Source organism: Vibrio fujianensis, from assembly GCF_002749895.1.
GTDB classification, from domain to species: domain Bacteria; phylum Pseudomonadota; class Gammaproteobacteria; order Enterobacterales; family Vibrionaceae; genus Vibrio; species Vibrio fujianensis.
The window spans coordinates 417,328-440,605 of sequence record NZ_NBUS01000043.1 but is presented as its reverse complement, the minus strand read 5'-3'; the positions used below and the strand labels follow the sequence as shown (position 1 = coordinate 440,605).

Annotated in this window: 22 protein-coding genes, 1 other RNA gene and 2 pseudogenes; 15 read left to right on the top strand and 10 right to left on the bottom strand. The window is 43.9% G+C overall.

What is annotated here, in order from left to right:
• The 3 genes and pseudogenes from ppnK to bamE all read left to right on the top strand — a co-directional run.
• A pseudogene (gene ppnK / locus B7C60_RS19220) lies at positions 1-293 on the top strand (NAD(+) kinase); the annotation flags it as partial.
• Between the two features lie 116 nt (positions 294-409).
• The gene (gene recN / locus B7C60_RS12835; protein ID WP_099611981.1) at positions 410-2,074 is read left to right on the top strand and encodes a DNA repair protein RecN; all 1,665 of its coding nucleotides are present in this window, start codon (positions 410-412) and stop codon (positions 2,072-2,074) included.
• A 145-nt stretch (positions 2,075-2,219) separates the two neighbouring features.
• Positions 2,220-2,579, top strand: a complete 360-nt coding sequence (bamE, locus tag B7C60_RS12830; RefSeq protein ID WP_099611980.1) for an outer membrane protein assembly factor BamE — start codon at positions 2,220-2,222, stop codon at positions 2,577-2,579.
• Between the two features lie 135 nt (positions 2,580-2,714).
• Here bamE and B7C60_RS12825 read toward each other — a convergent pair whose 3' ends face one another.
• On the bottom strand, positions 2,715-3,032 hold the full coding sequence (locus tag B7C60_RS12825) for an RnfH family protein (RefSeq protein ID WP_099611979.1): 318 nt from the start codon (positions 3,030-3,032) through the stop codon (positions 2,715-2,717).
• A complete protein-coding gene (locus B7C60_RS12820) occupies positions 3,032-3,463 on the bottom strand; it encodes an SRPBCC family protein (protein ID WP_099611978.1) in 432 nt (143 codons plus the stop codon). The genes B7C60_RS12825 and B7C60_RS12820 overlap by 1 nt, the downstream gene beginning before the upstream one ends.
• A 198-nt stretch (positions 3,464-3,661) precedes the next feature.
• On the opposite strand from B7C60_RS12820, the gene smpB reads away from it, so the two are divergent.
• A complete protein-coding gene (gene smpB, locus B7C60_RS12815) occupies positions 3,662-4,147 on the top strand; it encodes an SsrA-binding protein SmpB (protein WP_099611977.1) in 486 nt (161 codons plus the stop codon).
• Positions 4,148-4,215: 68 nt separating this feature from the next.
• Positions 4,216-4,583, top strand: a transfer-messenger RNA (tmRNA) gene (ssrA, locus tag B7C60_RS12810).
• Between the two features lie 294 nt (positions 4,584-4,877).
• Here the strand turns inward: ssrA and B7C60_RS12805 are convergent.
• Positions 4,878-5,075: pseudogene (locus tag B7C60_RS12805) on the bottom strand (transposase); the annotation flags it as partial.
• A gap of 396 nt (positions 5,076-5,471) precedes the next feature.
• On the opposite strand from B7C60_RS12805, the gene B7C60_RS12800 reads away from it, so the two are divergent.
• Positions 5,472-6,803, top strand: coding sequence for an ATP-binding protein (locus B7C60_RS12800; RefSeq protein ID WP_099611976.1), 1,332 nt, complete (start codon positions 5,472-5,474; stop codon positions 6,801-6,803).
• Positions 6,804-7,250: 447 nt separating this feature from the next.
• Here B7C60_RS12800 and ulaG read toward each other — a convergent pair whose 3' ends face one another.
• Complete coding sequence (ulaG, locus tag B7C60_RS12795; protein WP_099611975.1) at positions 7,251-8,318, bottom strand: L-ascorbate 6-phosphate lactonase; 1,068 nt, start codon at positions 8,316-8,318, stop codon at positions 7,251-7,253.
• Positions 8,319-8,441: 123 nt separating this feature from the next.
• Complete coding sequence (gene ulaR / locus B7C60_RS12790) at positions 8,442-9,197, bottom strand: HTH-type transcriptional regulator UlaR (RefSeq protein WP_099611974.1); 756 nt, start codon at positions 9,195-9,197, stop codon at positions 8,442-8,444.
• 390 nt (positions 9,198-9,587) lie between these two features.
• Here ulaR and B7C60_RS12785 point away from each other — a divergent pair, with 390 nt between their 5' ends.
• The 7 genes from B7C60_RS12785 (at position 9,588) to B7C60_RS12755 (ending at position 15,591) form a co-directional block, all read left to right on the top strand.
• Positions 9,588-11,348, top strand: a complete 1,761-nt coding sequence (locus tag B7C60_RS12785; protein WP_099611973.1) for a PTS ascorbate-specific subunit IIBC — start codon at positions 9,588-9,590, stop codon at positions 11,346-11,348.
• An 89-nt stretch (positions 11,349-11,437) separates the two neighbouring features.
• A complete protein-coding gene (locus tag B7C60_RS12780) occupies positions 11,438-11,920 on the top strand; it encodes a PTS sugar transporter subunit IIA (RefSeq protein ID WP_099611972.1) in 483 nt (160 codons plus the stop codon).
• A 7-nt stretch (positions 11,921-11,927) separates the two neighbouring features.
• Entirely contained in the window at positions 11,928-12,620 is a 693-nt protein-coding gene (locus tag B7C60_RS12775) for an L-ribulose-5-phosphate 4-epimerase (RefSeq protein WP_099611971.1), read from the top strand.
• A gap of 5 nt (positions 12,621-12,625) precedes the next feature.
• Complete coding sequence (locus B7C60_RS12770; RefSeq protein ID WP_099611970.1) at positions 12,626-13,447, top strand: pyridoxal phosphatase; 822 nt, start codon at positions 12,626-12,628, stop codon at positions 13,445-13,447.
• 5 nt (positions 13,448-13,452) lie between these two features.
• On the top strand, positions 13,453-14,100 hold the full coding sequence (locus tag B7C60_RS12765; RefSeq protein ID WP_099611969.1) for a 3-keto-L-gulonate-6-phosphate decarboxylase UlaD: 648 nt from the start codon (positions 13,453-13,455) through the stop codon (positions 14,098-14,100).
• An 8-nt stretch (positions 14,101-14,108) separates the two neighbouring features.
• Positions 14,109-14,990 carry an L-ribulose-5-phosphate 3-epimerase gene (locus B7C60_RS12760; RefSeq protein ID WP_099611968.1) on the top strand — a complete coding sequence of 294 codons (882 nt, stop codon included), beginning with the start codon at positions 14,109-14,111 and terminating at the stop codon, positions 14,988-14,990.
• 178 nt (positions 14,991-15,168) lie between these two features.
• Positions 15,169-15,591: a hypothetical protein gene (locus B7C60_RS12755; RefSeq protein ID WP_099611967.1), complete on the top strand. Its 423-nt coding sequence runs from the start codon at positions 15,169-15,171 to the stop codon at positions 15,589-15,591.
• 152 nt (positions 15,592-15,743) lie between these two features.
• On the opposite strand, the gene B7C60_RS12750 is transcribed toward B7C60_RS12755, so the two are convergent.
• The 5 genes from B7C60_RS12750 to B7C60_RS12730 form a co-directional block, all read right to left on the bottom strand.
• Positions 15,744-16,883, bottom strand: coding sequence for a glycerate kinase (locus B7C60_RS12750; RefSeq protein WP_099611966.1), 1,140 nt, complete (start codon positions 16,881-16,883; stop codon positions 15,744-15,746).
• A gap of 14 nt (positions 16,884-16,897) precedes the next feature.
• Positions 16,898-17,479 carry a Tat proofreading chaperone DmsD gene (gene dmsD / locus B7C60_RS12745; protein WP_157928702.1) on the bottom strand — a complete coding sequence of 194 codons (582 nt, stop codon included), beginning with the start codon at positions 17,477-17,479 and terminating at the stop codon, positions 16,898-16,900.
• A 70-nt stretch (positions 17,480-17,549) separates the two neighbouring features.
• Positions 17,550-18,395: a dimethyl sulfoxide reductase anchor subunit family protein gene (locus tag B7C60_RS12740; RefSeq protein WP_099611964.1), complete on the bottom strand. Its 846-nt coding sequence runs from the start codon at positions 18,393-18,395 to the stop codon at positions 17,550-17,552.
• Position 18,396: 1 nt separating this feature from the next.
• Complete coding sequence (locus B7C60_RS12735) at positions 18,397-19,011, bottom strand: DMSO/selenate family reductase complex B subunit (RefSeq protein WP_099611963.1); 615 nt, start codon at positions 19,009-19,011, stop codon at positions 18,397-18,399.
• 15 nt (positions 19,012-19,026) lie between these two features.
• Positions 19,027-21,468 carry a DmsA/YnfE/YnfF family dimethyl sulfoxide reductase gene (locus B7C60_RS12730; protein WP_099612043.1) on the bottom strand — a complete coding sequence of 814 codons (2,442 nt, stop codon included), beginning with the start codon at positions 21,466-21,468 and terminating at the stop codon, positions 19,027-19,029.
• 463 nt (positions 21,469-21,931) lie between these two features.
• Between B7C60_RS12730 and B7C60_RS12725 the strand changes: the two genes are divergently transcribed.
• On the top strand, positions 21,932-22,273 hold the full coding sequence (locus B7C60_RS12725) for a carboxymuconolactone decarboxylase family protein (protein ID WP_099611962.1): 342 nt from the start codon (positions 21,932-21,934) through the stop codon (positions 22,271-22,273).
• A gap of 428 nt (positions 22,274-22,701) precedes the next feature.
• A partial coding sequence (locus B7C60_RS19215) for a BCCT family transporter (RefSeq protein ID WP_245869395.1) occupies positions 22,702-23,278 on the top strand: 577 nt, incomplete at its 3' end.

Here is a 23,278-nt window from a genome sequence, read left to right as displayed (position 1 = left end):
CGATATTATCTCCCAGCTTGAATGCCATCACACTCGTTCCGATGTTTCCTCATACCCTATCTTCCCGACCTCTCGTTGTCGACAGTGAACGTCGCATTAAATTAGTGGTGTCGCCCGATAACCGAGGCACTCAAGAAGTCAGTTGTGATGGGCAGGTATCTTTACCTGTATCTCCTGGCGATGAAGTTCATATTTATCAAAGTGCTAATGTATTGAAGCTCATCCATCCTCAAGATTATAGCTATTATCGTGTTTTACGGAATAAACTGGGTTGGTCAAGCAAATTATTTTAAACCATTTCACACAGCATCACACCACGCAAAATTTTTCACCCAGATAACTTTACTGTATAAAAAAACAGTATATACTGAATCTTTATACAGTATTGTTAAATTGTACAGGTGCTAAAATGCTGGCTCATTTAAGTGTAAATAACTTTGCTATTGTAAAATCTCTGCAACTTGAACTTTCAAAAGGGATGACAACCATCACCGGAGAAACCGGAGCAGGCAAGTCCATCGCTATTGATGCTCTTAGCTTGTGTCTTGGTGGCCGAGCCGAAGCCAGTATGGTTCGCCAAAATGAAGAAAAAACTGAAGTCAGTGCATCGTTTATGCTAGATAATAACCTACATGCGACCCGCTGGTTAGAAGACAATGACTTACTCGATGGCCAAGAATGTATTTTACGCCGAATTATTAATAAAGATGGGCGTTCTAGAGCGTTCATCAATGGTAGCCCTGTCCCACTTTCTCAGCTTAAAGCAATCGGACAATTGTTAATTAATATTCATGGACAGCATGCTCATCAACAATTAATGAAACCGGAACAACAGCTCTCGATGCTAGATCAGTATGCAGGCCACCATAATCTATTAAAACAGACTCGCCTCGCCTACCAACATTGGTGTCAAGCCAACCACCACCTGAAACAATTGCGAGAAAGCAGCCAACAAAATCAAGCTCAACTTCAATTGTTGGAATATCAAATTAAAGAACTAAACGAGTTAGCAATTGGCGCAGAAGAATTTATCCAACTAGAGCAAGAACATAAACGTTTAACCAATAGCGGAGATCTCGCACTCAATTGCCAAAAAGCAATCAATTTGCTTGATGAAAGCGAGGAAATCAATGCTCTAAGCATCCTCCAATCTGTCAGTCATACGGTCATGGAGTTAGCTGAAATGGATAACCAGTTAAACAGCCTTCCAAATATGTTAAGTGAAGCGGTCATCCAATTAGAGGAAGCCAATAATGAGCTACGAGCTTACCTCGCTAACATTGATGTAGATCCTGAACGAATGGTTTATGTGGAAGAACGCTATTCACGGGTACTTTCATTAGCCCGTAAACATCATGTACTACCAGAAGAGCTTTATGCCCATCATCAGTTATTATTACAACAAATCGCTCAACTCGATCATTCAGAAGAAAAAATACAACAACAAGAAAATGAAGTCGCCCGTCACTACCAAGCCTTTGCAAACTGCGCAGAAAAACTCCACAAATCACGCAGTCGTTACGCCAAAGAGTTAGATAAGCTGATCAGTCTTAGCATGCATGAGCTGAGTATGGAAAAGGCACAATTTAAAATTGACGTGGTTCAACATCAAGGGCAACCCTCTCCACTTGGGTTTGATCATGTCACGTTTTTAGTCTCAACCAATCCAGGTCAACCATTACAACCGATTGCTAAAGTGGCTTCCGGTGGTGAACTGTCGCGTATTTCTTTAGCGATTCAAGTCATTACGGCTCAGAAAATTGACACTCCAAGCTTAATATTTGATGAAGTCGATGTTGGTATTTCCGGGCCAACAGCTGCTGTGGTCGGAAAAATGCTGCGTAAGCTAGGCGAGTCGACCCAAGTACTCTGTGTCACTCATCTTCCACAAGTTGCTGGCTGTGGTCATCATCAACTTTTTGTAGCAAAACAAACCAAAGCCGGAAAAACAGAAACACAAATGATCAAATTGAATACCGAACAAAGAGTCGCTGAACTGGCTCGCTTGTTGGGTGGAAGTCAAATCACCGAATCAACACTGGCTAATGCAAAAGAACTGCTGGTTGCGGCTTAAAAAGCCACCATGTAGAAAAATCTTTGCAACCTAATTCAAAATTTATAGTCTTAATTAGCGCCGAGGAGAGTGAAGTTTTTTACATCTGCTCGGTGCTTGTTTATTATCGACTTAGTTTTGACTCTTACTGGCAGTAGAATTTAATATGCAATTAACCAAGTGGCTTATTGCCATCCCCCTCGCAGCCACATTGCTATCCGGCTGCTCCGTCCTTGAACGTTTAGTATACCGAATCGATATCAACCAAGGTAATTATGTTGAACAACAAGCGGTAGAACAATTAAGATTTGGCATGACCAAGGAACAAGTTCGTTTTGTGCTTGGTTCGCCAATGCTGATCGAAAATGGTTATCCAAATACTTGGTATTATATTTATCACCATACGCCAGGACATAATCCATCAATTCAAAAAAACTTAATCGTTAATTTCAACGATTCTGGGCTATTAGCCACCATCTCCGGAGACTTCCAACAAAGTGATGCCTTTTTTGAAGGCCTCAACTAGTCAATATCCGCACGAACCAACCAGCAGAGGCAAATAGGACTCAACGCTTAAACTTAAACTAATCTTAGAATTATTGCTCACAAGAAAACTTCCCGATGATACACTGCTAGTAACATCGGGAATGGCCCAGCATAGTTACTTTTTGGCCTGTTTTTGTTCAGCCCTAGCCTCTTCTACTCGTTTTCGACGAATTTCTTTAGGGTCGGCCAATAAAGGACGATAAATTTCAATTCGGTCATGATCACGCACTGTAGCATCAAGCTTGACGCTACGGCTAAATATACCCACTTTATTTTTTGTTAAGTCAATATCGGGAAATGCTTGTAAAATCCCCGATTGCTGAATAATTTCTTCCACCGTCATAGCATCGTTGACTACCAAAGTAATCACCCGCTGCTCATGAGGCAAAGCATAAACCACCTCGACGTGGATCATTTCAGATTCAATATTCATCACGCATATACCTGCTTGGCGCGTTTAGTAAAAGCATCTACCATATTACTAGTTAGCTCATTGAAAACCTTTCCAAAAGCAATCTCGATCATTTTACTAGCGAACTCAAACTCTAGCTTTAATTCCACTTTACATGCTCGCTCATCTAAAGGCGTAAAATACCACCCACCTTTTAATGCTCGAAATGGGCCGTCAACTAAACTCATAAGAATAGACTGTCCATGAGTTAGATGATTTTCTGTAGTAAAGGTTTTACTTATTCCCGCTTTTGAGACATCGAGAGAAGCCACCATTTTATTTGGGGAAAATTCCAATATCCGTGTTCCTGAACACCCAGGTAAAAAGTCTGGATAACTTTCTACATCATTAACCAAATGAAACATTTGTTCTGCACTAAACGCAACCAGAGCAGAACGACTCACTTGCTTCATTGTTATCCCCTTTATAAACACTCAATAACGCTGAAACTGATTGTACGTTTATCCCCTGTTTACCTCAAGTTAAGACCAACTAAGACCTCGCAATAAAGAATGAAGCGCTGAACAGCTTGAAGTTATCAGGCGATCCCCTTATGCTACATCAAGAAAAACATTCCCTTACGTTCGACCAATCCGTATAATGCACCCACTATGGTAAAGAAAAAATCAACGAAAAAAGCGGGTAGCAACACTATCGCGCTCAATAAAAAAGCTCGCCATGAATACTTCATTGAAGATGAGGTAGAAGCAGGGTTGGAGCTTCAAGGTTGGGAAGTAAAATCCCTTCGCCAAGGAAAAGCCAATATTGCAGAAAGCTACGTTTTCTTGCGAGACGGAGAAGCTTTTATCTCCGGTATGAGTATTACGCCATTGCAACAAGCTTGCACGCATGTTGTGGCCAATCCAACGCGTGTAAGAAAGTTACTCCTTTCTCGGCGTGAGTTAGACAATTTATTTGGCCGCATAAATCGAGAGGGAATGACACTTATCGCTCTCTCTTTGTATTGGTCGCGTTCTTGGGTCAAACTAAAAATCGGTGTAGCTAAAGGTAAAAAACTGCACGATAAGCGAGATGATCTAAAAGATAAAGATTGGCAGCGCCAAAAAGCGCGTGTCATGAAAAGTGCGTTGCGTTAATTGTAACCACTTAAACAATTGATGCTAGACAGAATCTTGGATTCTGGTACTATGCACCAACTACCTCTGGGGCTGATTCTGGATTCGACGGGAATTTTGCAGTCTGAGGTGCATGCCGAGGTGCGGTAGGCCTCGTTAACAAACCGCAAAAAAATAGTCGCAAACGACGAAAACTACGCACTAGCAGCTTAATACCCTGCTGAGAGCCTCTTTGCCCTAGCTTCCGCACGTAAGACGGGGAACAACAAAGAGTCAAAACCAAACGCGCTAGCCCGGATTTTCCCACCTGAGAGATGAACGGCGAATTATAATTCAGGTTAGTCATTCATTAGCGTGTCGGTTCGCAGGTGGATGGCGAAATTAAAGATCGACTAAGCATGTAGTACCAATGATGAATGATTTTCGGACGCGGGTTCAAATCCCGCCAGCTCCACCAATTCAACATCTAAAGACGTCTTAGGACGTCTTTTTTTGTATCTATAGTAATGTAAAATCAATAACTTAGCATCCCATAGTATCTCAAGGTGTTTCACTACATCTTTGGCTTTTAGTAACCATTGTTGGAACCTTAATATTATGTTCCTTATTTTTGGTTCCTAACATGCCTAGACAAACGAAACCGCTCACAGGAACAGAAGTCAAAAATGCGAAGCCCAAGGAAAAAGAATACAGCCTTGTTGTTGACGGCTCTAGCAAGTTGTTTTTCAAACTCTTGTATACGTTGCTGCTATGGTGTTAATGCCACTCTATTAGTGGGTGTCATGCCTAACATTTCTTCTTTATATTGGCACTTCCAGCGCACTACAGCTGATGAACAAGCACCACTGATATCTTGTATCTGTTGATTGGTGTAACCATCTTCAACCATCATCTTGGCATATTCAAGCTTCTGTTGAGGGGTGATTTGCACTCGTAGTCTTGGTGGTATATCAGATTCCTTATAAGCAGTGATAATTATAAGGCTTAAATACCATCCAAGCTAACCGTACCATTGCACTTAACCAGTGGATTACTTACTAATAAAGCTTATTACCTATAAGAGCTAGCCAGCAATAAACTTCGGCATCTGAAAGCCCGCTAGGGCCTTCTCACTGTGATCATTGCCCTTGTGAAGCAACCAAACAGAAATGATGCATAGATCCATCACCTCCCTCACAGCCCCAACACTATCATTCGCATAGAAATCACTCAAAACACTTTTACGCGCATAAAAGTGTTAAAAACCTCTTTTTTAAGCACAAAAAAATGTTAAATATTGCATTTAATTGCGCATTTTTGTGTAATATACACTCAACCAGATAAGCACTTTAACTGAGGTGGCTAGATGAAACGAACACTACTTGAAAACCTACTCACCTGGAAAGACAAGCCGACAAGGAAGCCTTTACTGATTGACGGTGCTAGACAAACTGGTAAAACATTCTTATTACAGGAACTATTAGGAAGTACATTCGAAAATGTCATAAGAATCGATTTCCTAGAAAGCCCTGAGTTAATTGAAGCTTTTTCAGGCTCTCTAAACCCTGATGACATCATCACCAACATTGAACTCTTAACAGGACAAATCTTCGAACCATCGACAGATCTTCTGATTTTAGATGAAATTGGCGAATGTCCAAGAGCAGTCACCTCTCTTAAGTACTTTGCAGAAAAGGCTCCCAAAGCTTATGTTGCTGCTAGTGGTTCAAATATCGGATTGCTCACGTCCTTTCCCGTTGGAAAAGTTGAGCAGCATAACTTAAGGCCACTGACCTTCAGAGAATTCTTGTGGGCATCTGGAGAAAAAGCACTGCAAAAAGCGTTTGACCAAAAGCTGAATTCTTCAGCAGCTCATACAAAATTAATCGAACTACTGACCGACTATTATTTTGTTGGCGGCATGCCTGAAGCCGTAAACTCATGGTTCGAAAACTCAGCACTCAGCATTATTGAACGCATTGCAGCCGTATCTGAAATCCATAGGAACTTAATTGAGGGCTACATGCGTGATTTCGGAAAGTACTCTGGGAAAGTGGATGCACAGCTCATCGAATCTGTATTTCGAAGCATTCCCGCTCAACTATCTTCGGTATTCGACGACTCCGTTAAACGGTTTAAATTCAAGGGAGTTCACGAACGCAAGTCTCGCTATGCTGAATATGAAAGTGCGATCACATGGCTTCACAAGTGTCGGCTTGCTTTAAAAAATCATCCTATTGAAGGACAGCCTCGTTCTCCTTTAGCTGCTTATCAGAAGGAAAATACGGTTAAACTATTTCTCTTTGATGTAGGGCTATTGAACCATATGCTCGGCACTGGTTACCGTGAAATCAAACAGCAAGGCTATGAATACAAAGGATATGTCGCCGAAAACTATGTTCAACAGGAAATCGCTGCGCTAGGTATTGAACCAAGTTTCTCTTGGGGAGACGCAAGAGCAGAGATAGAATTCATTATCGCTGATGACCTAGGTCGAATTGTGCCTGTAGAAGTAAAGAGTAGGAAGCGAACCCGTGCGAAATCATTGCAATCCTACATCGAGAAGTGCAAGCCCCATAAGACAATCAAACTTACAGGTACTCAAGGCTCTCCAGTAACAGAGAAAGAACACATCGTGATGCCGCTTTACTACACAGAATACTTACTTGATCACCTCAGAGATCTAGATAAAAGCTAAGTGAGTAAGAAAATACTCATTAACATCTAAGAATCAATGTTATGAGTAATTTTTTACTCATAACATTAATGACTAATTCATAAGCTTTAGACTACTCCCTTCTTCTCCCGATGTGTTAAAATCGCTATTAATAGATAGTGAGGATGGGTAAAATGCTCAGTATCAGCGTTATTGCTTTAGATTGAATTGCTATAACAAGCCAGCATTTTTAAATGATTTAGTAATACATGGACGCGGGTTCAGTTCCTTTTGCAGTAGGAAATTGATGTAACATTTGATGCAACACCAAATTGGTAACATCGATATAAGCTGCTGAATTTACGAAGATTGAGAAACCATTTCAACTCCCCCCAGGCACTCATTCATCATTTAAAGACGTCTCAAGACGTCTTTTTTCTCTATACAACAAATGCGCCATCCTAACTTAGGATGGCGCAGTTTACCGTCTTATAAAAAGGCCTTGTATGGCAGTTCTGGCTCATCAACGAAAATATCTCTAAAGCCCCTGAAATGTTGATAATGCATACGCCCTTTATCGGTTGGGTAAGTGTATTTGCCACCGACTTGCCAGAAGAAAGGAGCAAAACCGTATTGCAGGCGATCTTTTTTCATTTGCCACAACACTTCAATTTCACGTGGGTCATTTTGGAAGTTAGCCCAAATATCGTGATGGAATGGGATCACCACTTCACAATTTAATGACTCTCCGGCACGTAAAATATCAGAAGAGGTCATTTTATCGGTCACACCACGTGGGTTTTCACCGTATGAGAGTAGCGCCACATCAATCTTGTAGTCGTTACCATGTTTTGCATAATAGTTCGAATAATGCGAATCACCCGAGTGATAGATTGAACCACCTGAGGTTTCAATCAGATAATTGACCGCGCGATCATCCATACCATCAAGAATCGCCTTATCATAAGATGAAACACCTTTAGGCAGCGTGATCAACGCAGTGCGATCAAACGAGTCCAGTACTCGAACATTAATATCACCGACTTCAATGCAATCACCCACTTTCGCCACAATGCAGCGCTCACTCGGTACTCCCCAGCCTTGCCACAGATCAACGCAAGCTTGTGGCCCAATAAATTTCACATGCTCACCACAGTTTTGCAGCACTGCCGCTGCGACATTAATATCGATATGGTCAGCGTGATCATGCGTCGCCAACACCGCATCAATCTCTTTGATGCCAAACGGGTCCAACACAAAAGGCGAAGTTCTTAAGTTGGGTTGCAGTTCACGCACGCCCCCCATTCGCATCATTTGGTGTTGTGGATTCATAAGCGGATTTTTTTGAGTTTTCTTACCCGTTCCACACCAAAAATCGATCGAAATATTGGTATTCCCAGCACTTTTTAGCCAAATACCGGTACACCCGAGCCACCACATAGCAAAGGTGTTAGCTTCCACTTCGGTCTTTTCTATCTCTTCATTCAGCCAAGTTCCCCACTCAGGAAAGGTACTTAGAACCCATGAATCGCGTGTGATTTCATCAATTTTACTCATAACAACACCTTTTATTTCACGATCAGTTAGACAAATTTTGGATGTAGGGAGCCAAGCGTCTTCATCGAAAGTGAAGACACTGAGCCTGTGTTTATTATTAGAATCTGTAGAGCGAAGTGCTTTCTATACCAGAATCACTTCTGTCCCTTGCTGTTGTAGTGCTTGGATAACTTGCGGATCGGCCGCCTTACCAGTGATAACAATGTCAATTTTATTAGCCGGACAAAATAACATGCCGGTACGCTGCCCCACTTTAGAGCTGTCCACCACCACCACTAACTTGCCAATTTGTTCCAGCATCTGTTGCTCAGCAACGGCGGTGAGCATATCGGTTTTGTAGAGGCCATTTTCCGTCAGCCCTTTGCCACTGGTGAACATCCAGTGTCCAGCGTAGCCGCCTAACGAGTCAGGGGCGGGGTTTAGGAAAATGTTTTGTGCTTTGTTGTACTGCCCACCAATGATGATCACATCGTCGTGATCTTCATTAATCAAATAACTGGCCAGTGGAAAATAGTTAGTCACAATTTGAACATCTTGGCCACACAGCTCTTTACCGAGCAAGAAGGCGGTCGAACCGCAGTTAATCACCACACTGTCACCGGGTTTGCAGAGCTTAGCCGCAGCCATGGCAATGTGTGATTTTTCATGGAAATGCTCTGTAGTGTCGATATTTAATGGTGTCCAAGCACGCTTGCGATTTTCTAAACGTTCAGCGCCGTTGCGGACTTTCTTCAGCTTACCTAGCTCATCTAACTTAGAAATATCGCGCCGAGCCGTGGCCGGAGAGACGTTAAATTTTTCAATGATGTGCGCCACATTGATGGTACGCATATTGTCTAGCAAAGACAGTATCTCGTTATGTCTTTGTACTTCATTCATGGTTATCACCTTATTTTTTCATCAAGTGATTACTTGGTGATTATTTATGATTTGTTTTGATTCTATTTCGCAGTCGTCACAATGTCAAATATTCGAAGAACAAAACTTCCTTTTCGATCACAATAAAACACAATTAGTTGATTTTATTAGATTTATAATAAAAACCGTGACTTAAGTATCAAATAACAGCTCCACTTGGTGTAGAAATTGATAAAAATCAAAATAATCACAAATGAGCATTGAATGATTACTTTTGATTGGTAAAGTCTATTTCGTGAGCAAAACAAGATGGGAATCAGCATCACCTTGCTGATCCACTCTGACCTACACCCAGCTTCGAGTAAGACGGGAATACACATAACGATAAATAAAGAATCAAGGGGTAAAGATATGCAGTTCATCTACGATATCTTCTACATTTTTTATAGCCAAGTTATGACTAAAGCACCTTTGCTGCTGGGCTTAGTCACCCTTATCGGGTATTGGTTATTAAGAAGAGACGCCACCACCATCATCAAAGGGTCGATCAAAACTATCGTCGGCTTTATGTTGGTACAAGTGGGTGCAGGAACCTTAGTGGCAGGCTTTAAGCCTGTGATTGAGAAATTATCGGAATATCATGGTTTAACCGGTTCGGTGATCGACCCGTATACTTCGATGATGGCGACCATGGAAATCATGGGGGACGATTATTCTTGGGTCGGCTATACCGTACTACTGGCACTGGCGATTAATATTTTGCTGGTTTTACTGCGTCGCTACACGGGCATTCGTACTATCATGCTAACGGGACACATTATGTTCCAGCAAGCGGGATTGATTGCCGTGTTCTACCTTGTACTCGGTGCGAGCATGTGGGAAACCATCCTTTATTCGGCTGTTTTGATGGCGCTTTACTGGTCGATCTCCTCCAACATTATGTTCAAACCCACTGAAGAAGTTACAGGCGGTGCCGGTTTCTCCATCGGCCACCAACAGCAAGTGGCATCTTGGATTGCGGTTAAGGTTGCCCCCAAGTTGGGCGACAAAAAAGACAGTGTCGACCACCTTGAACTGCCTAAATGGTTGCACATTTTCCACGACAGCATTGCCGCTACCGCGATTGTGATGACGTTATTTTTCGGCATAATTTTGCTCTCCTTTGGTTTAGACAACCTGCAAGCGATGGCGGGCAAAACCCATTGGTCTATCTACATTCTGGAAACTGGTCTTAAATTTGCGGTAGCGATCCAAGTCATTGTTGCAGGGGTGCGCATGTTCGTTGCCGAACTGTCTGAAGCCTTTAAAGGCATCTCAGAGCGCGTGATCCCTAACGCGGTGTTAGCCATTGACTGCGCCGCTATCTACGCATTTTCACCTAATGCCATGGTGTTTGGTTTTATGTGGGGTGCGATTGGTCAATTTACCGCAGTGCTGGCCATGCTCGCATTTGATGCACCGATCATGATCATTCCCGGCTTTATTCCGATGTTCTTCTCCAACGCGACCATTGGTGTGTTTGCCAACCACTTTGGCGGCTGGCGCGCGGTCATGAAGATCTGTTTTGTGATGGGTATCATCGAAGTCGTTGGCTCAGCATGGGCCATTCACATCTTCAACCAATACGGCACCGAATTCAGTGGCTGGATGGGCATGGCCGACTGGGCGTTAGTCTTCCCGCCAATCATGCAAGGCTTATCCGCCTCAAAACTGTTCTTCTTTGTGCTGATTGCATTGGCTGGGGTGTACATGTTCTTCGCCTCTAAAAAGCTGCGTGAAGAGGAAGATGCACAAGGTTTGGTAAACATCAGTGACGAGCCAGACGTCATCGCCGCCGTCGAACAAGCACTGAAAGTCAGTGATGGCGTGCGCCCGGTCAGCATTTTAGCCGTGTGTGGTAATGGGCAAGGCTCCTCAATGATGATGAAGATGAAAATCGGTAAGTATCTAGAGAAGAAAGGCATTCCACACGTGATGGATTCCTGCGCAGTGTCTGATTATAAATCTAAGCTCGCCACCACCGATATTATCGTCTCATCAAAACATCTCTCTGGTGAGATGGAGGCCGGAGAAGGCAAGTTTGTGCTCGGGGTACAAAACATGCTGAATCCGAACTCTTTTGGTGATGAGTTGCTCGACATCATCGATAAAAACTTTGTCACTTTGAAATAGCTATTGACGACCAAACGATAAGCACAAAGACGATAAATACAAAAACAATAGGTGCCAGAAGTACTGGCACCCACTCTGGAGATAGAACCATGGGACTAAAACAATCACTGATCGACAATGACTCCATTCAATTAAATGCCCAAGCGAGTACTTGGCAAGAGGCGATCAAAATCGGTACGGATAGGCTGATCAAATCAGGAGCCATCCACCCCTGTTATCACGATGCCATCATCAGCAGCGTTGAACAATTAGGCCCATACATCGTCATCGCGCCGAATCTTGCCCTACCTCATGCTCGCCCAGAAAATGGCGTGATCAGAACCGCCTTTGCTTTAGTGACGCTGCAAACGCCTGTCTATTTTGACGGCGAAGATCAACCAGTCGATGTGCTGATCACCTTAGCGGGCAGCTCATCTGATCAGCATATGGAAGGATTAATGGAAGTAACCCAAGTGCTGGATGATGAAGAGAGCGAGACTGGGGTTGATCTCGATAAACTGCGCCGTTGTCGTACCGCGCAGGATGTTTACCAAGTGATTGATCAAGCGTTAGCGGCGCAGTTGGTCGAGTGAGGATGTCATGTATAGCGAACTAAAACAGCGAGTATTTGCGGCGAACCTTAAGCTTCCCCAATACGGTTTAGTCACTTTTACTTGGGGTAATGTGTCAGAAATAGACCGCGAGAAAGGGGTCATCGCCATCAAACCTTCTGGCGTGGAATACGATGTAATGAAAGTCGATGACATAGTGATCGTTGACCTTAATGGCGCGATTGTGGAAGGCAAGCTCAATCCATCCAGTGATACCGCCACTCACCTCGAACTCTATAAAGCTTATCCAGAGATTGGCGGCGTGGTACACACCCATTCGCGCAGTGCCACCATTTGGGCGCAAGCGGGCATTGACATTCCTGCTTTAGGAACCACTCACGCCGATTATTTTTACGGTGACATCCCCTGCACACGCAAACTTTCTTGCGATGAAATCGCTGGCCAGTATGAGAAAAATACCGGCCTTGTGATCATCGAAGAGTTCACACATCGGCGCATTGACCCAATGGCGGTGCCAAGCGTGATTGTCGCCGGGCACGCTCCTTTCTCTTGGGGCAAAGATGCTAACGATGCGGTTCATAACGCTGTCGTCTTGGAAGAGATTTCCGCCATGGCGCTGGCGACTCGTTCACTCAACAGTGGCATCAAAATTCAACCGGAATTATCCGATAAACACTATCAACGTAAGCATGGTGATAACGCTTACTACGGCCAAAGGTAGCGGCTATGTATAAAGTTCTCGCGCTCGATCTTGATGGCACGGTGTTGACTGATGAACACACCATTCATCCACAATTAAAACGGGCGATTCAACAGGCGCAGCAACACTGCCACGTGGTGATTGTGACTGGCCGTCACCACACGGCAGCGAAACCCTATTATCAAGAATTGGGGCTCACAACCCCCATCATCTGCTGTAACGGCACCTATGTGTATGACTACCAAAATGAAAAAGTGCTCAAGCACAATGCCATCCCCAAACACGATGCGTTGAGCTTTCTCGCTTTGGCTAAAGAGTTTCAAATGAAATTGGTGATGTATGTGACCGACGCGATGACCTATTCCAAGCGTAGCCCAATCGCCTACATGCAAGCGTTAGAAAAGTGGGCCAGCCAGTACCCACCTGCAGCACAACCTAAAATCGAACAAATTGACTCGTTTCGTCACCGCGTCGAGCAAGAAACGTTTATTTGGAAATTTGTGGTTGAAGGGCTACCGAGTTCCGTTGAACGACTTGCCCAACAAGCTTGGGTACAAGAGACATTCAACGGTGAGCGTTCATGGTCGAATCGCATCGACTTTGCTGCCAAAGGTAACAGTAAAGGTCAGCGCTTGGCTGAATATGTGCAATCGCTTGGCTACCATGCCAATCACGTACTGGCCGTCGGTGATAACCATAATGATATTTCAATGCTCGACTACGCCGGGCTCGGCGTGGCAATGCTCAATGCCGACGATACGGTGAAGTCCCACGCCAATCTGATTTGTACAACCGATAACAATCAAGACGGGCTCGCCCGTTTGATCCGTGACAAAATTGAAGGATAACTCTCATGACTAAACCAATGATCCAAATCGCGCTCGACCAAACTGACCTTATTTCTGCCATCGAAGTAGCAAAAAACGTAGCAAGCTTTGTGGATGTCATCGAAGTCGGCACCATCCTCGCCTTTGCTGAAGGTATGAAGGCCGTCACAACGTTACGCCATAATCACCCTGACCATATTCTAGTGTGCGATATGAAAACCACCGATGGCGGCGCTATTTTAGCGCGGATGGCATTTGAAGCTGGCGCAGATTGGATCACCGTTTCTGCCGCAGCGCATATCGCCACCATCAGCGCGTGTAAGAAAGTCGCTGATGAACTGGATGGCGAAATCCAAATCGAAATTTACGGCAACTGGACCTTTGCTGATGCACAAGCGTGGATTGACCTTGGTATCACTCAAGCCATTTATCACCGTTCAAGAGATGCCGAACTGGCCGGTATTGGTTGGACAAGCGAAGATGTTGAGAAGATGCGAACGCTATCCGATATGGGGCTTGAGCTTTCCATCACAGGCGGCATCGTGCCAGAAGATCTCTATTTATTTGAAGGTATTAAGGCCAAAACCTTCATTGCAGGGCGTGCATTGGTCGGTGAAAAAGGTCGCGTCACGGCCGAAGCACTGCGCAGTCAAATCGATCGTTTTTGGTGCTAGGAGGCCGTATGTATCAGCATTTGCCACGCCAACGTATCGGGTTGTATGAAAAAGCGCTCCCCAATCATTTCTGTTGGGAAGAAAAGCTCGCCACAACAAAAGAACTGGGGTTTGATTTTTTAGAGATATCCGTCGATGAGTCAGATGAACGTCGTCAACGCTTAGACTGGGATGATGCAACCATCTATCAGCTACGAAGATGGTGTGAGCAATACCAAATCCCGCTGCAATCAATGTGTCTAAGTGCGCACCGTAAGTTTCCTTTTGGCTCGTCAGACCCCGCGATTAGAGAGCAAGCTATTCTGCACATGGAAAAAGCGATTACCTTAGCTTACAAACTGGGCATTCGCACCATTCAACTCGCAGGCTATGATGTCTATTACGAACCCGCTAATGAAGAAACTCATCAACGCTTCATTGAAGGCATGCAGCTTGCCGCCAAACTGGCCGAGCGTGCTGGCGTGATGCTGGCGGTGGAGATCATGGATACCCGCTATCTTAACTCACTGAGCAAATTCGAAATTCTAAAGCGGCAAGTACCCTCACCCTATTTTATGGCGTATCCAGATGTAGGCAACATTTCAGGTTGGAACTACGATGTATGCACAGAATTGGCGCTTGGTATGCCACACATCACGCAGATCCATCTTAAAGATACCTATTGTGTCACCCCAAACTACGCTGGGCAGTTTCGAGATTTAGTGATTGGGCAAGGAGAGGTTAATTTCGACGCCATTTTCCAAACCTTGAAAAAGACACACTGCGTTGTGCCGATGGTGATTGAGATGTGGGCACAAAATGAAGATTGGCAGCGCGACATTCGTACCGCTCAACAACGGTTAAACCAAGCGTGTGACGCCGCAGATTTACCTCGTTTATTTAACCTATAGCTCCTTTATTCAATCAATAAATCGTGCTTTTATGCATTCTTCATCCTGAACTTGGATAAGGCCGCGCTAGCCTCCCCCGTGAGCGCGGTCTCTTTTCTTGGCAAATGTTGACATCGCCAACACAATCGCGCAGAGTTGCCTCTTGATAACGCCCCGATGCATAACACTCTGAGAACCAATGAAATTACTTCACTTACAACTCTTCTGGTATGAAAAGCATCACACCCTGTTAGAAATGGAAGCGCTCCCCACACTGACGTCAACCCAAGAACAAGCGCTGATAGAGTGGGTCAAATGTCGACGCAAAATATTAAGCTTTGAGGCCCACCAGCATACTTGGGTAAAAGTGAATGTGGACGGTTTTTCTTCTGCCTTGCATTTAAAGTCCAATGGCACGTTGGTCGAGCAAGATCTGTTTGGTGAAAAAACACTGCAAGGATTGTGGAAAGTCATCGACGGTTTGTTATTTATTAAAGTGATCAGCGGTGAATTTATTGTCGAATACCAGATTGTTGGCCATAACGAACACAGCATTCACTGCGGTATTGAGTACATCAACGGTCGAGTCAGTACCTACAGCAAATTTATTCAAACGCGATGAGTCACATTCTGTTTTAAAGCGTTATGCATACTCTTGCTACTTGAATCTGCAGCGATATTGGCCACGGCTGTTCAAATTTGTTCCAGACAAATTTGTCACTCACTTATCGCCTACTTGCAACTCCAAGTTGTTTGGGTATATACCCTGTATTTTCAGTAACATCGCGATAGCTGCCATAAACGCCCAACACTTTCAGCGGTGTTGATGAGGTTAACTTCAGCTTCCGCTAATGCTTCTGGTAGGCTCATGGCTCGAGGCGTACAAGGAAAAACCGCATCGATGCCGTGCTGATAAACCGCTTGATAATTCTCTCCCGTACAACCGGCCACCGCAATAACCGGAATATTGAATGCTTTGGCGAGCTTAGCCACTCCTACCGGCGCTTTGCCATAAATGGTTTGCTGATCAATGCATCCTTCACCGGTAAATACGATATCAGTATCAACTAGTTTTTCAGCTAATCCTACCGTATCAAGCACCATATCAATGCCTGATTTCACTATTGCTGGAGTATAGGCCATCCATGCTGCCCCCATCCCTCCGGCAGCACCGGAACCCTTTACAGAAAGTACATGATGACCCGTCACTTGTTCAGTGAATAAGCCAAAGTTGTATAACGCTTGATCAAGCGTTATCACGTCTTCAGCACTAGCACCTTTTTGGGGGCCAAACACCGCCGAGGCTCCTCTGTCACCGCAAAGTGGATTATCGACATCACAAGCGACAATTATTTCACACAGCGCTAGCCGAGCATCTAAATCTGAAATATCAATTCGGGATAACTCGGTTAGCGCTAGCCCTGAAGGAGCAAACTCATCGCCATTTTGATTATAAAATTTCACACCTAAAGCAGCGAGCATACCGCTGCCAGCATCATTGGTGGCACTACCGCCTAAACCAATCATGAAACGTCTTATTCCAGCATCTAATGCATGTTTCACTAATTGACCCGTGCCATAACTACTGGTCAATTTGGGATCCCGCCGTTGGTTCGGTACTAGATTAAGCCCACTGGCTTGAGCCATCTCGATAACGGCAGTTTTACCGTCTCCCAGCACACCATAAACGGCCTCGACCCGATTGCCTAAAGGAGCATTCACTTCAGTGAGCACCAACTTACCGCCCGTTGCATCCACCAAGGCTTGAACCGTCCCTTCGCCACCATCAGCAACGGGAATACAGACAAATTCTGCCTCTGGCCATACTCGTTTTAACCCCGTTTTAATGGCTTGGCTCACTTGTTTCGCGGTTAAGCTTTCTTTAAATGAATCGGGGGCGATCACTATCTTCATCTTTTATCCTAGAACTATCGATAGAGTTTCATCGTTACCGCCTGAACTGAAAAAGCTTGTTGTAAATACTCTAACCACTGCTGGGCAATCTCAGCCAAACATTGATACGTTTGTGTTGTTGCTGACTGTCTCAGCAACGTGAGGTAACGGTAACCCCAAGGTAACAGATGATGAGAAAGTAATACTTTACCACTCTTTTGGCTTGCATCATCGCGAAGCAGTTGGCTCAGCAGCATTAACATTAGCCCAAAATGATCCTCTGGTTCACGTAATCCAGTATCAATTTCAAGTTGATGTTGGCGCAAGAAAGAGCGAAGCGCTAACGTTGTTTCACCAAAAATAACCTGTTCTTTATCTAAATAAACCGATCCCCAAGGGGGCGCTAACATGGTTTCTCTGCCTTCAAAAAGCTGTTGATAATCTTCTACGATCGCTTCGGGCGTTTCTTTTTTTAGAGCAAAAAGTAGATCAATAAAAGGATGATCGTCGTCAGGCCAATGGGTCAACTGTTGTAATATTTCTTGGTTATTAGGATGCGATAGCGGGTAATACAATAAACTGCCTAAAACAGAACTCAACGTAATAATTTCATTCATATAAATAAACACTCTTTATCTACAAAGAAGGAGGCTTCAGCCTCCTTCTTACGTATTGATTGACGTGAGGTTATAAACCAACGGTCATATGTAAGCTGTAGAAAATACCACGACCTAAAAACTCAGCGAATAACACACACACAGTCCCCATTAAAATCGGTACCAATGCGCGTTGAGATCGTTGCCAAGTCGGCCACCACCATAACACTAGCGCCACGACTAATAATAAGTATTGAATCGCTTTGAGCATACCGATATTAGGTAGCAACTCTGAAGCCGAAATAATCGAAGTATGGATATGTGCTAACTCATGCAACTGTGTAAAACTGACTAGTATACTCGCAATGACACCCAGTCCACCCAAAATAGGTAACTGTTTTTCAACCATATTGGTGCGATATCCAGATCCGGTTAATAATGCGCAAGCAAGAATACTTCCCGCAATCACAGCCGTTAAAACAAAGCTTAATGGTGTGTAAACGGTATTCCAAGTTGGAACCGTTTCAATCATATACAAACGGGCCATGGCATACATAAAGAAGATTCCCATCACCATGGCAGCCAGCATCAAGCCTTTGCGTAATGCTGCTGAAGCCAAGTTCAAAACACTAAGCAACCAGAACAATCCGCCTAACCCAAAGAAAACACTTCCGGTTAATATTTCATTCGACAACCAAGCATGGCCAACTCGGTTAAAAGCATTGAAGGCACGCAGTGGACTCCCCAAATGAAAAGTCGATGCAGCGAAGCCAATCCCCATCAAGACCCAAACAAAAAATAAGCTTTTAATCATTGCTGTTTTTTGCTGTTCACTCGGACGACCAAATAAAAGCATTAAACAAATCAATAAAAAGGCCCCTACTGCGGTTTGAGCAAAGACGGTAAAGATCATCAGTGGAAATTCATGCCAAGCCATCTTATACCTCCTTCGGATTTGCTAAGAAACCCGTTTGATCACCCGTGGGTCGGGCATTTTTATTCGGTTTAATCACAATATTTGGCTTCGTAATAAGAGAAGAAGGCAATGGTGCCACATCCGCATTAATGCCATATTTTGCTCTTAATTCATCAATGGGCCCAAACTCTAACGCTCTTAGTGGACAAGAGCCAACACAAATCGGTTCTAAACCTTGTGCAACTCGCTCATAACAACCATCACACTTGGTCATATGACCTTTTTCTTCGTTGTACTGCGGTGCACCGTAAGGACAAGACATCGCACATAACTTACAGCCAATACAAACACTTTCATCCACAATCACAAAACCATCTTCACGTTTATGCATTGCGCCGGATGGACAAACCTTGGTACACGCAGGCTCATCACAGTGGTTACAAGCGATAGAAAGGTAGTAAGAAAAAACGTCTTGACGGAAAGTTTCCCCTTCAACGACCCAATTTCCTCCTTCATAGTCGTATACGCGGCGGAAATTCACACCAACGCCTAAGTCTTTATTGTCTTTACAAGAGAGCTGACACGTTTTACAGCCCGTACATTTGCTGGAATCAATATAAAAACCATACTGTTTCATAAGTTAATCCTTGGGTTATACGCGCTGAACTTGAACAAGATTAGTATGCTGAGGGTTACCTTTAGCCAACGGACTCGGCCGTTGAGTCGTCAACACATTAATCGAGCCCGCTTGATCGACTTTTCGTCCATCGGGCGTGTACCAAGCGCCTTCGCCTAATGCAACAACACCAGGAATAATCCGTGGGGTGACCTTAGCATGAATATGCGTTTCTCCACGATCATTAAAAATACGCACCCGATCACCGTTTTTAATCCCACGAATTTGGGCATCAATTGGGTTAATCCACATTTCTTGACGAGCCGCTTCTTTTAAAATATCAACATTGCCGTATGTCGAATGGACACGAGCTTTAAAATGAAAACCTGTTAATTGCAATGGATACTGTGAACGTTTTGGATCATCCCATCCTTCAAAGGTTGAGGTATAAACCGGCAGTGGATGAATCACATCCCCTTCAGGAAGTTCCCACGTTGCAGCGATTTCTGCCAACCGTTCTGAATAAATTTCAATTTTTCCAGAAGGCGTTGATAATGGATTGTTCTGCGGATCGTCACGGAAAGCTTTATACGCCACATAATGGCCATTCGGATCAGTGCGCTTCACAATGCCTTGCTGACGAACCGTTTCAAAATCAGGCAAGCTAGGATCAAGTTTGCGTGTTTCCGCATATAAATGACGCAACCAACCTTCTTGATCTCGTCCCTCGGTAAAGGCCTTTTCCACACCAAGGCGTTTAGCCAGCTCGGAACAAATTTCATAAATCCCCCGCGCTTCAAATTGCGGCTTAATCGCTTGGTCGGCATAAATGAAATACGGCATATTGGCCGCTTTACCATCCATACAGAAATCGGCTTGTTCAGAGGTCGTCAAATCTGGCAATACGATATCAGCATATTTGGCAGAAGCCGTCATATGGTTATCAATCACTACTATCATTTCACAAGCCGTGTCATCTTGCAGAATGTCATGAGTACGGTTGATATCCGCATGTTGGTTAATTAAACAGTTGCCAGCATAGTTCCAGATAAACTTAATCGGCACATCCAACTTATCTTTACCACGAACCCCATCTTTTAAGGCCGTCATTTCTGGGCCTCGCACAATCGCATCCGTCCAGAGGAACATAGAGATAGCGGTTTTCACTGGGTTTTCTAAGGTAGGGAAACGCACAAATGGGATGCTGTAATCCGACTCACGAGCACCAGTTCCACCACCATTAATGCCGACATTTCCGGTTAAAATTGCCAACATCGCTACGGCACGAGAAGCAATTTCACCGGCAGCGGTACGTTGTAACCCCCAACCTTGGTGAATGGCACAAGGTTTGGTTGAACCGATCTCGCGTGCGGTTTTAATGATCACATCGACCGGAATTCCGGTAATCGACGCTGCCCATTCTGGTGTTTTTGGGGTTTTATCTGCACCTAAACCTAAAATATACGATTTGTAGTCACTGTTGGCCGGAGCTGAAGCTGGCAACGTTTTTTCATCGTAACCCACGCAGTATTTATCTAAGAAAGGTTGATCGACCAAATCTTCTTTGATCATCACATACGCCATGGCAGAAATAAATGCCGCATCGGTACCTGGGCGGATAGGAATCCATTCATCTTCTCGGCCACCTGCTGTATCGGTATAACGTGGATCAATAATAATCGTCCGCGCCTGAGATTTCGCTTTACTCTCTACATAATGATGAATTAACCCACCACCAGACATACGCGTCTCTGCAGGGTTATTACCAAATTGCACAATCAGTTTGGCGTTTTCCAAATCAGAAAAAGAGTTACCGTATGCCCAGCCACCATAGGTATAATTTAATCCCTCAGCAATTTGCGCTGTTGAGTAGTCACCATAATGATTTAAATAACCACCTTTTAAATTCATCAACCGAGCAATCAAGGTTTTACCTGGTGGCCAAGAGCGAGTTACCGTTCCACCTAATGTCCCGGTACCATAGTTAAGGTATACCGCTTCATTACCGTAATCATCGATAATACGTTGTAAATTATTCGCAATCTCGTTGTAGGCTTCTTCCCAACTGATGCGCTTAAATTTACCTTCACCTCGTTTCCCTACCCGTTTTAATGGGTATTTGAGACGATCTGGATTATAAACTCGACGACGCATAGAACGGCCACGTAAACAAGCACGAACCTGTACATCTTTTGCCGCATAGTTATCTGTACCAGTATTGTCCGTCTCAACCCATTTAATCTCACCATCGACAACATGCATACGAAGCGGGCAACGGCTACCACAGTTAACCGTACACGCACTCCATACCACTTTTTCATCGGCTTTGATGGGCGTTTCTTTGGCTTGAACAAGGGAAGATTTAAAAGGAAGGGCACTGGTGACGGCCGCGAGCCCACCGAGCATCGAACTGGATTTAATAAATCCGCGTCGCGTAACATCCGGCGACAATAAAGCTTTAAATCGGTTTTTAATCATAATTGACATTACCCACGCAATATAACTGTATACATACAGCGATAGAGAGGTTGCCAAACAAGCTATTGATTTCCTCTGATGACGCCGAAAGGAATTGCCCCTCCTTTCGATCTTGTCCTTAAGTTAAACCGAAATACGGCTTATTTCCTATCATAGAGGTGGCTCGGGGAAGCTTCTTTCACATCCTCGTTTATTTATGAGTAATCATAGTTATTTTGTGGTTATTGTGAATAATAAATCTTAAGGTCGAAATTGATCCACATCTATAAAAGGCTAAATAAATTTAGATAATAAAAATCACTCTCAAGCAAAAATTAAATAAAGAATTAAAGCAATAAATAAACATATAATAAAAATAAATGAATCAACCTTAGATATTGAATTAATTGCACTTGCTTTTTTCAGAGCCGTTTATTATATTAGATAAATCTTATTTAGGTGATACTAAAAAAAGGAACACTCAATGAAGTCTTATACTGAACTGCTCAAAGAACAAAATACCCTGGGTCGAAGCTATAAGCAGCAAAGCCCTGATACCCTTGCTGCATTTATGCAACTTCATAAAGCTGCCATGGCACCTGGAGAACTGGAACTTAAAACCAAAGAGATGATTGCGTTAGCCATTGGCATTGCTGCACGTTGTGAGGGCTGTATTGCTGCTCATGTATTTGCCGCACTAAAAGCAGGAGCCACTAAAGCTGAGTTAGTCGAAGTGATCAATGTCGCGGTGCTGATGGGAGGAGGCCCATCATTTACCTATGGCACACAAGCCCTCGGAGCCATCGAAGAGTTTGCAGCCAAATAAGCCCATCCACGCCCTGCAACCTCTCTCTGCTTGGTGCTATATTTCTAAATAAATCGAAGTGTTAGTTGGGTGAGAGCCGCGGATGGCTCTCATCATCCCCATGCGCATAGACAAGTGATGTGATTGGGGGGAAAGAACGTAACCAACACCGCTACAGATTCAAGTAGCAAGAAGATAACCGATGGCATACTTTCCTATTTATTTTCCACTCAGCTCTTTTTCTTACCCTCAATTACTTTAATCATGGATACTAAATGCATTATTGGATTAGCAATACGGATGCATTATCAACCTAATTTATGTTATTATGCTCAGTTTTATGATTTACCTCACAATATACAGTTGAGCGTTTTACACACAACCTGATTTTTCAGAGCTAACAGCGAGTTTTTATGTCTAAAGTTTATTTGAATACCGAAGCACCTTGTATGAGCGCATCGGATTACTCAGCCACTCATCCCCCTCAGACCTCCTCTCATTCATTACAAAAAAAACTCGAGCTTAATAACCCTGTCTTATGGCTCAGTGGTAGTTTTCTTTCCTTGTTCGTATTATTAGCCCTCACGAACCCTTCATTACTTACCTCCCTGATTGACTCTGGTTTTCACTATGCAACCCAAGGATTTGGCGCTTTTTGGCAATTGCTATTATTGGCAAACTTTGTGATTGGGTTAGCACTGGCGGTAACACAAACTGGCTCGGTTCGATTGGGTGGCCTTAGCATACCAGAGCTGGATAACTTCAAATGGCTATCCATCATTCTCTGTACCTTGCTGGCAGGCGGAGGTGTTTTTTGGGCTGCCGCCGAACCAATAGCCCATTTTGTCAATGCTCCGCCGATCTTTGGTGCCGCATCGCCTCAAAAAATGGCGATTAATGCCCTCTCGCAATCTTTTATGCATTGGGGGTTTTTAGCTTGGGCTATTTTAGGCTGCCTTTCATCGATCGTATTAATGCATCTACACTACGACAAAGGACTACCGCTAAAACCACGCACACTACTCT

Coding starts and splice junctions, on each gene's coding strand:
- B7C60_RS12750 (WP_099611966.1), bottom strand. CDS start 16,883: ATGAAGATAGTGATCGCCCCCGATTCATTTAAAGAAAGCTTAACCGCG.
- ulaG (WP_099611975.1), bottom strand. CDS start 8,318: ATGAGTAAAATTGATGAAATCACACGCGATTCATGGGTTCTAAGTACC.
- smpB (WP_099611977.1), top strand. CDS start 3,662: ATGGTAAAGAAAAAATCAACGAAAAAAGCGGGTAGCAACACTATCGCG.
- B7C60_RS12775 (WP_099611971.1), top strand. CDS start 11,928: ATGTATAGCGAACTAAAACAGCGAGTATTTGCGGCGAACCTTAAGCTT.
- dmsD (WP_157928702.1), bottom strand. CDS start 17,479: ATGAATGAAATTATTACGTTGAGTTCTGTTTTAGGCAGTTTATTGTAT.
- B7C60_RS12825 (WP_099611979.1), bottom strand. CDS start 3,032: ATGAATATTGAATCTGAAATGATCCACGTCGAGGTGGTTTATGCTTTG.
- ulaR (WP_099611974.1), bottom strand. CDS start 9,197: ATGAATGAAGTACAAAGACATAACGAGATACTGTCTTTGCTAGACAAT.
- B7C60_RS12760 (WP_099611968.1), top strand. CDS start 14,109: ATGTATCAGCATTTGCCACGCCAACGTATCGGGTTGTATGAAAAAGCG.
- B7C60_RS12780 (WP_099611972.1), top strand. CDS start 11,438: ATGGGACTAAAACAATCACTGATCGACAATGACTCCATTCAATTAAAT.
- B7C60_RS12785 (WP_099611973.1), top strand. CDS start 9,588: ATGCAGTTCATCTACGATATCTTCTACATTTTTTATAGCCAAGTTATG.
- B7C60_RS12735 (WP_099611963.1), bottom strand. CDS start 19,011: ATGAAACAGTATGGTTTTTATATTGATTCCAGCAAATGTACGGGCTGT.
- recN (WP_099611981.1), top strand. CDS start 410: ATGCTGGCTCATTTAAGTGTAAATAACTTTGCTATTGTAAAATCTCTG.
- B7C60_RS12755 (WP_099611967.1), top strand. CDS start 15,169: ATGAAATTACTTCACTTACAACTCTTCTGGTATGAAAAGCATCACACC.
- B7C60_RS12820 (WP_099611978.1), bottom strand. CDS start 3,463: ATGAAGCAAGTGAGTCGTTCTGCTCTGGTTGCGTTTAGTGCAGAACAA.
- B7C60_RS12765 (WP_099611969.1), top strand. CDS start 13,453: ATGACTAAACCAATGATCCAAATCGCGCTCGACCAAACTGACCTTATT.
- bamE (WP_099611980.1), top strand. CDS start 2,220: ATGCAATTAACCAAGTGGCTTATTGCCATCCCCCTCGCAGCCACATTG.
- B7C60_RS12740 (WP_099611964.1), bottom strand. CDS start 18,395: ATGGCTTGGCATGAATTTCCACTGATGATCTTTACCGTCTTTGCTCAA.
- B7C60_RS12770 (WP_099611970.1), top strand. CDS start 12,626: ATGTATAAAGTTCTCGCGCTCGATCTTGATGGCACGGTGTTGACTGAT.
- B7C60_RS12800 (WP_099611976.1), top strand. CDS start 5,472: ATGAAACGAACACTACTTGAAAACCTACTCACCTGGAAAGACAAGCCG.
- B7C60_RS12725 (WP_099611962.1), top strand. CDS start 21,932: ATGAAGTCTTATACTGAACTGCTCAAAGAACAAAATACCCTGGGTCGA.
- B7C60_RS12730 (WP_099612043.1), bottom strand. CDS start 21,468: ATGATTAAAAACCGATTTAAAGCTTTATTGTCGCCGGATGTTACGCGA.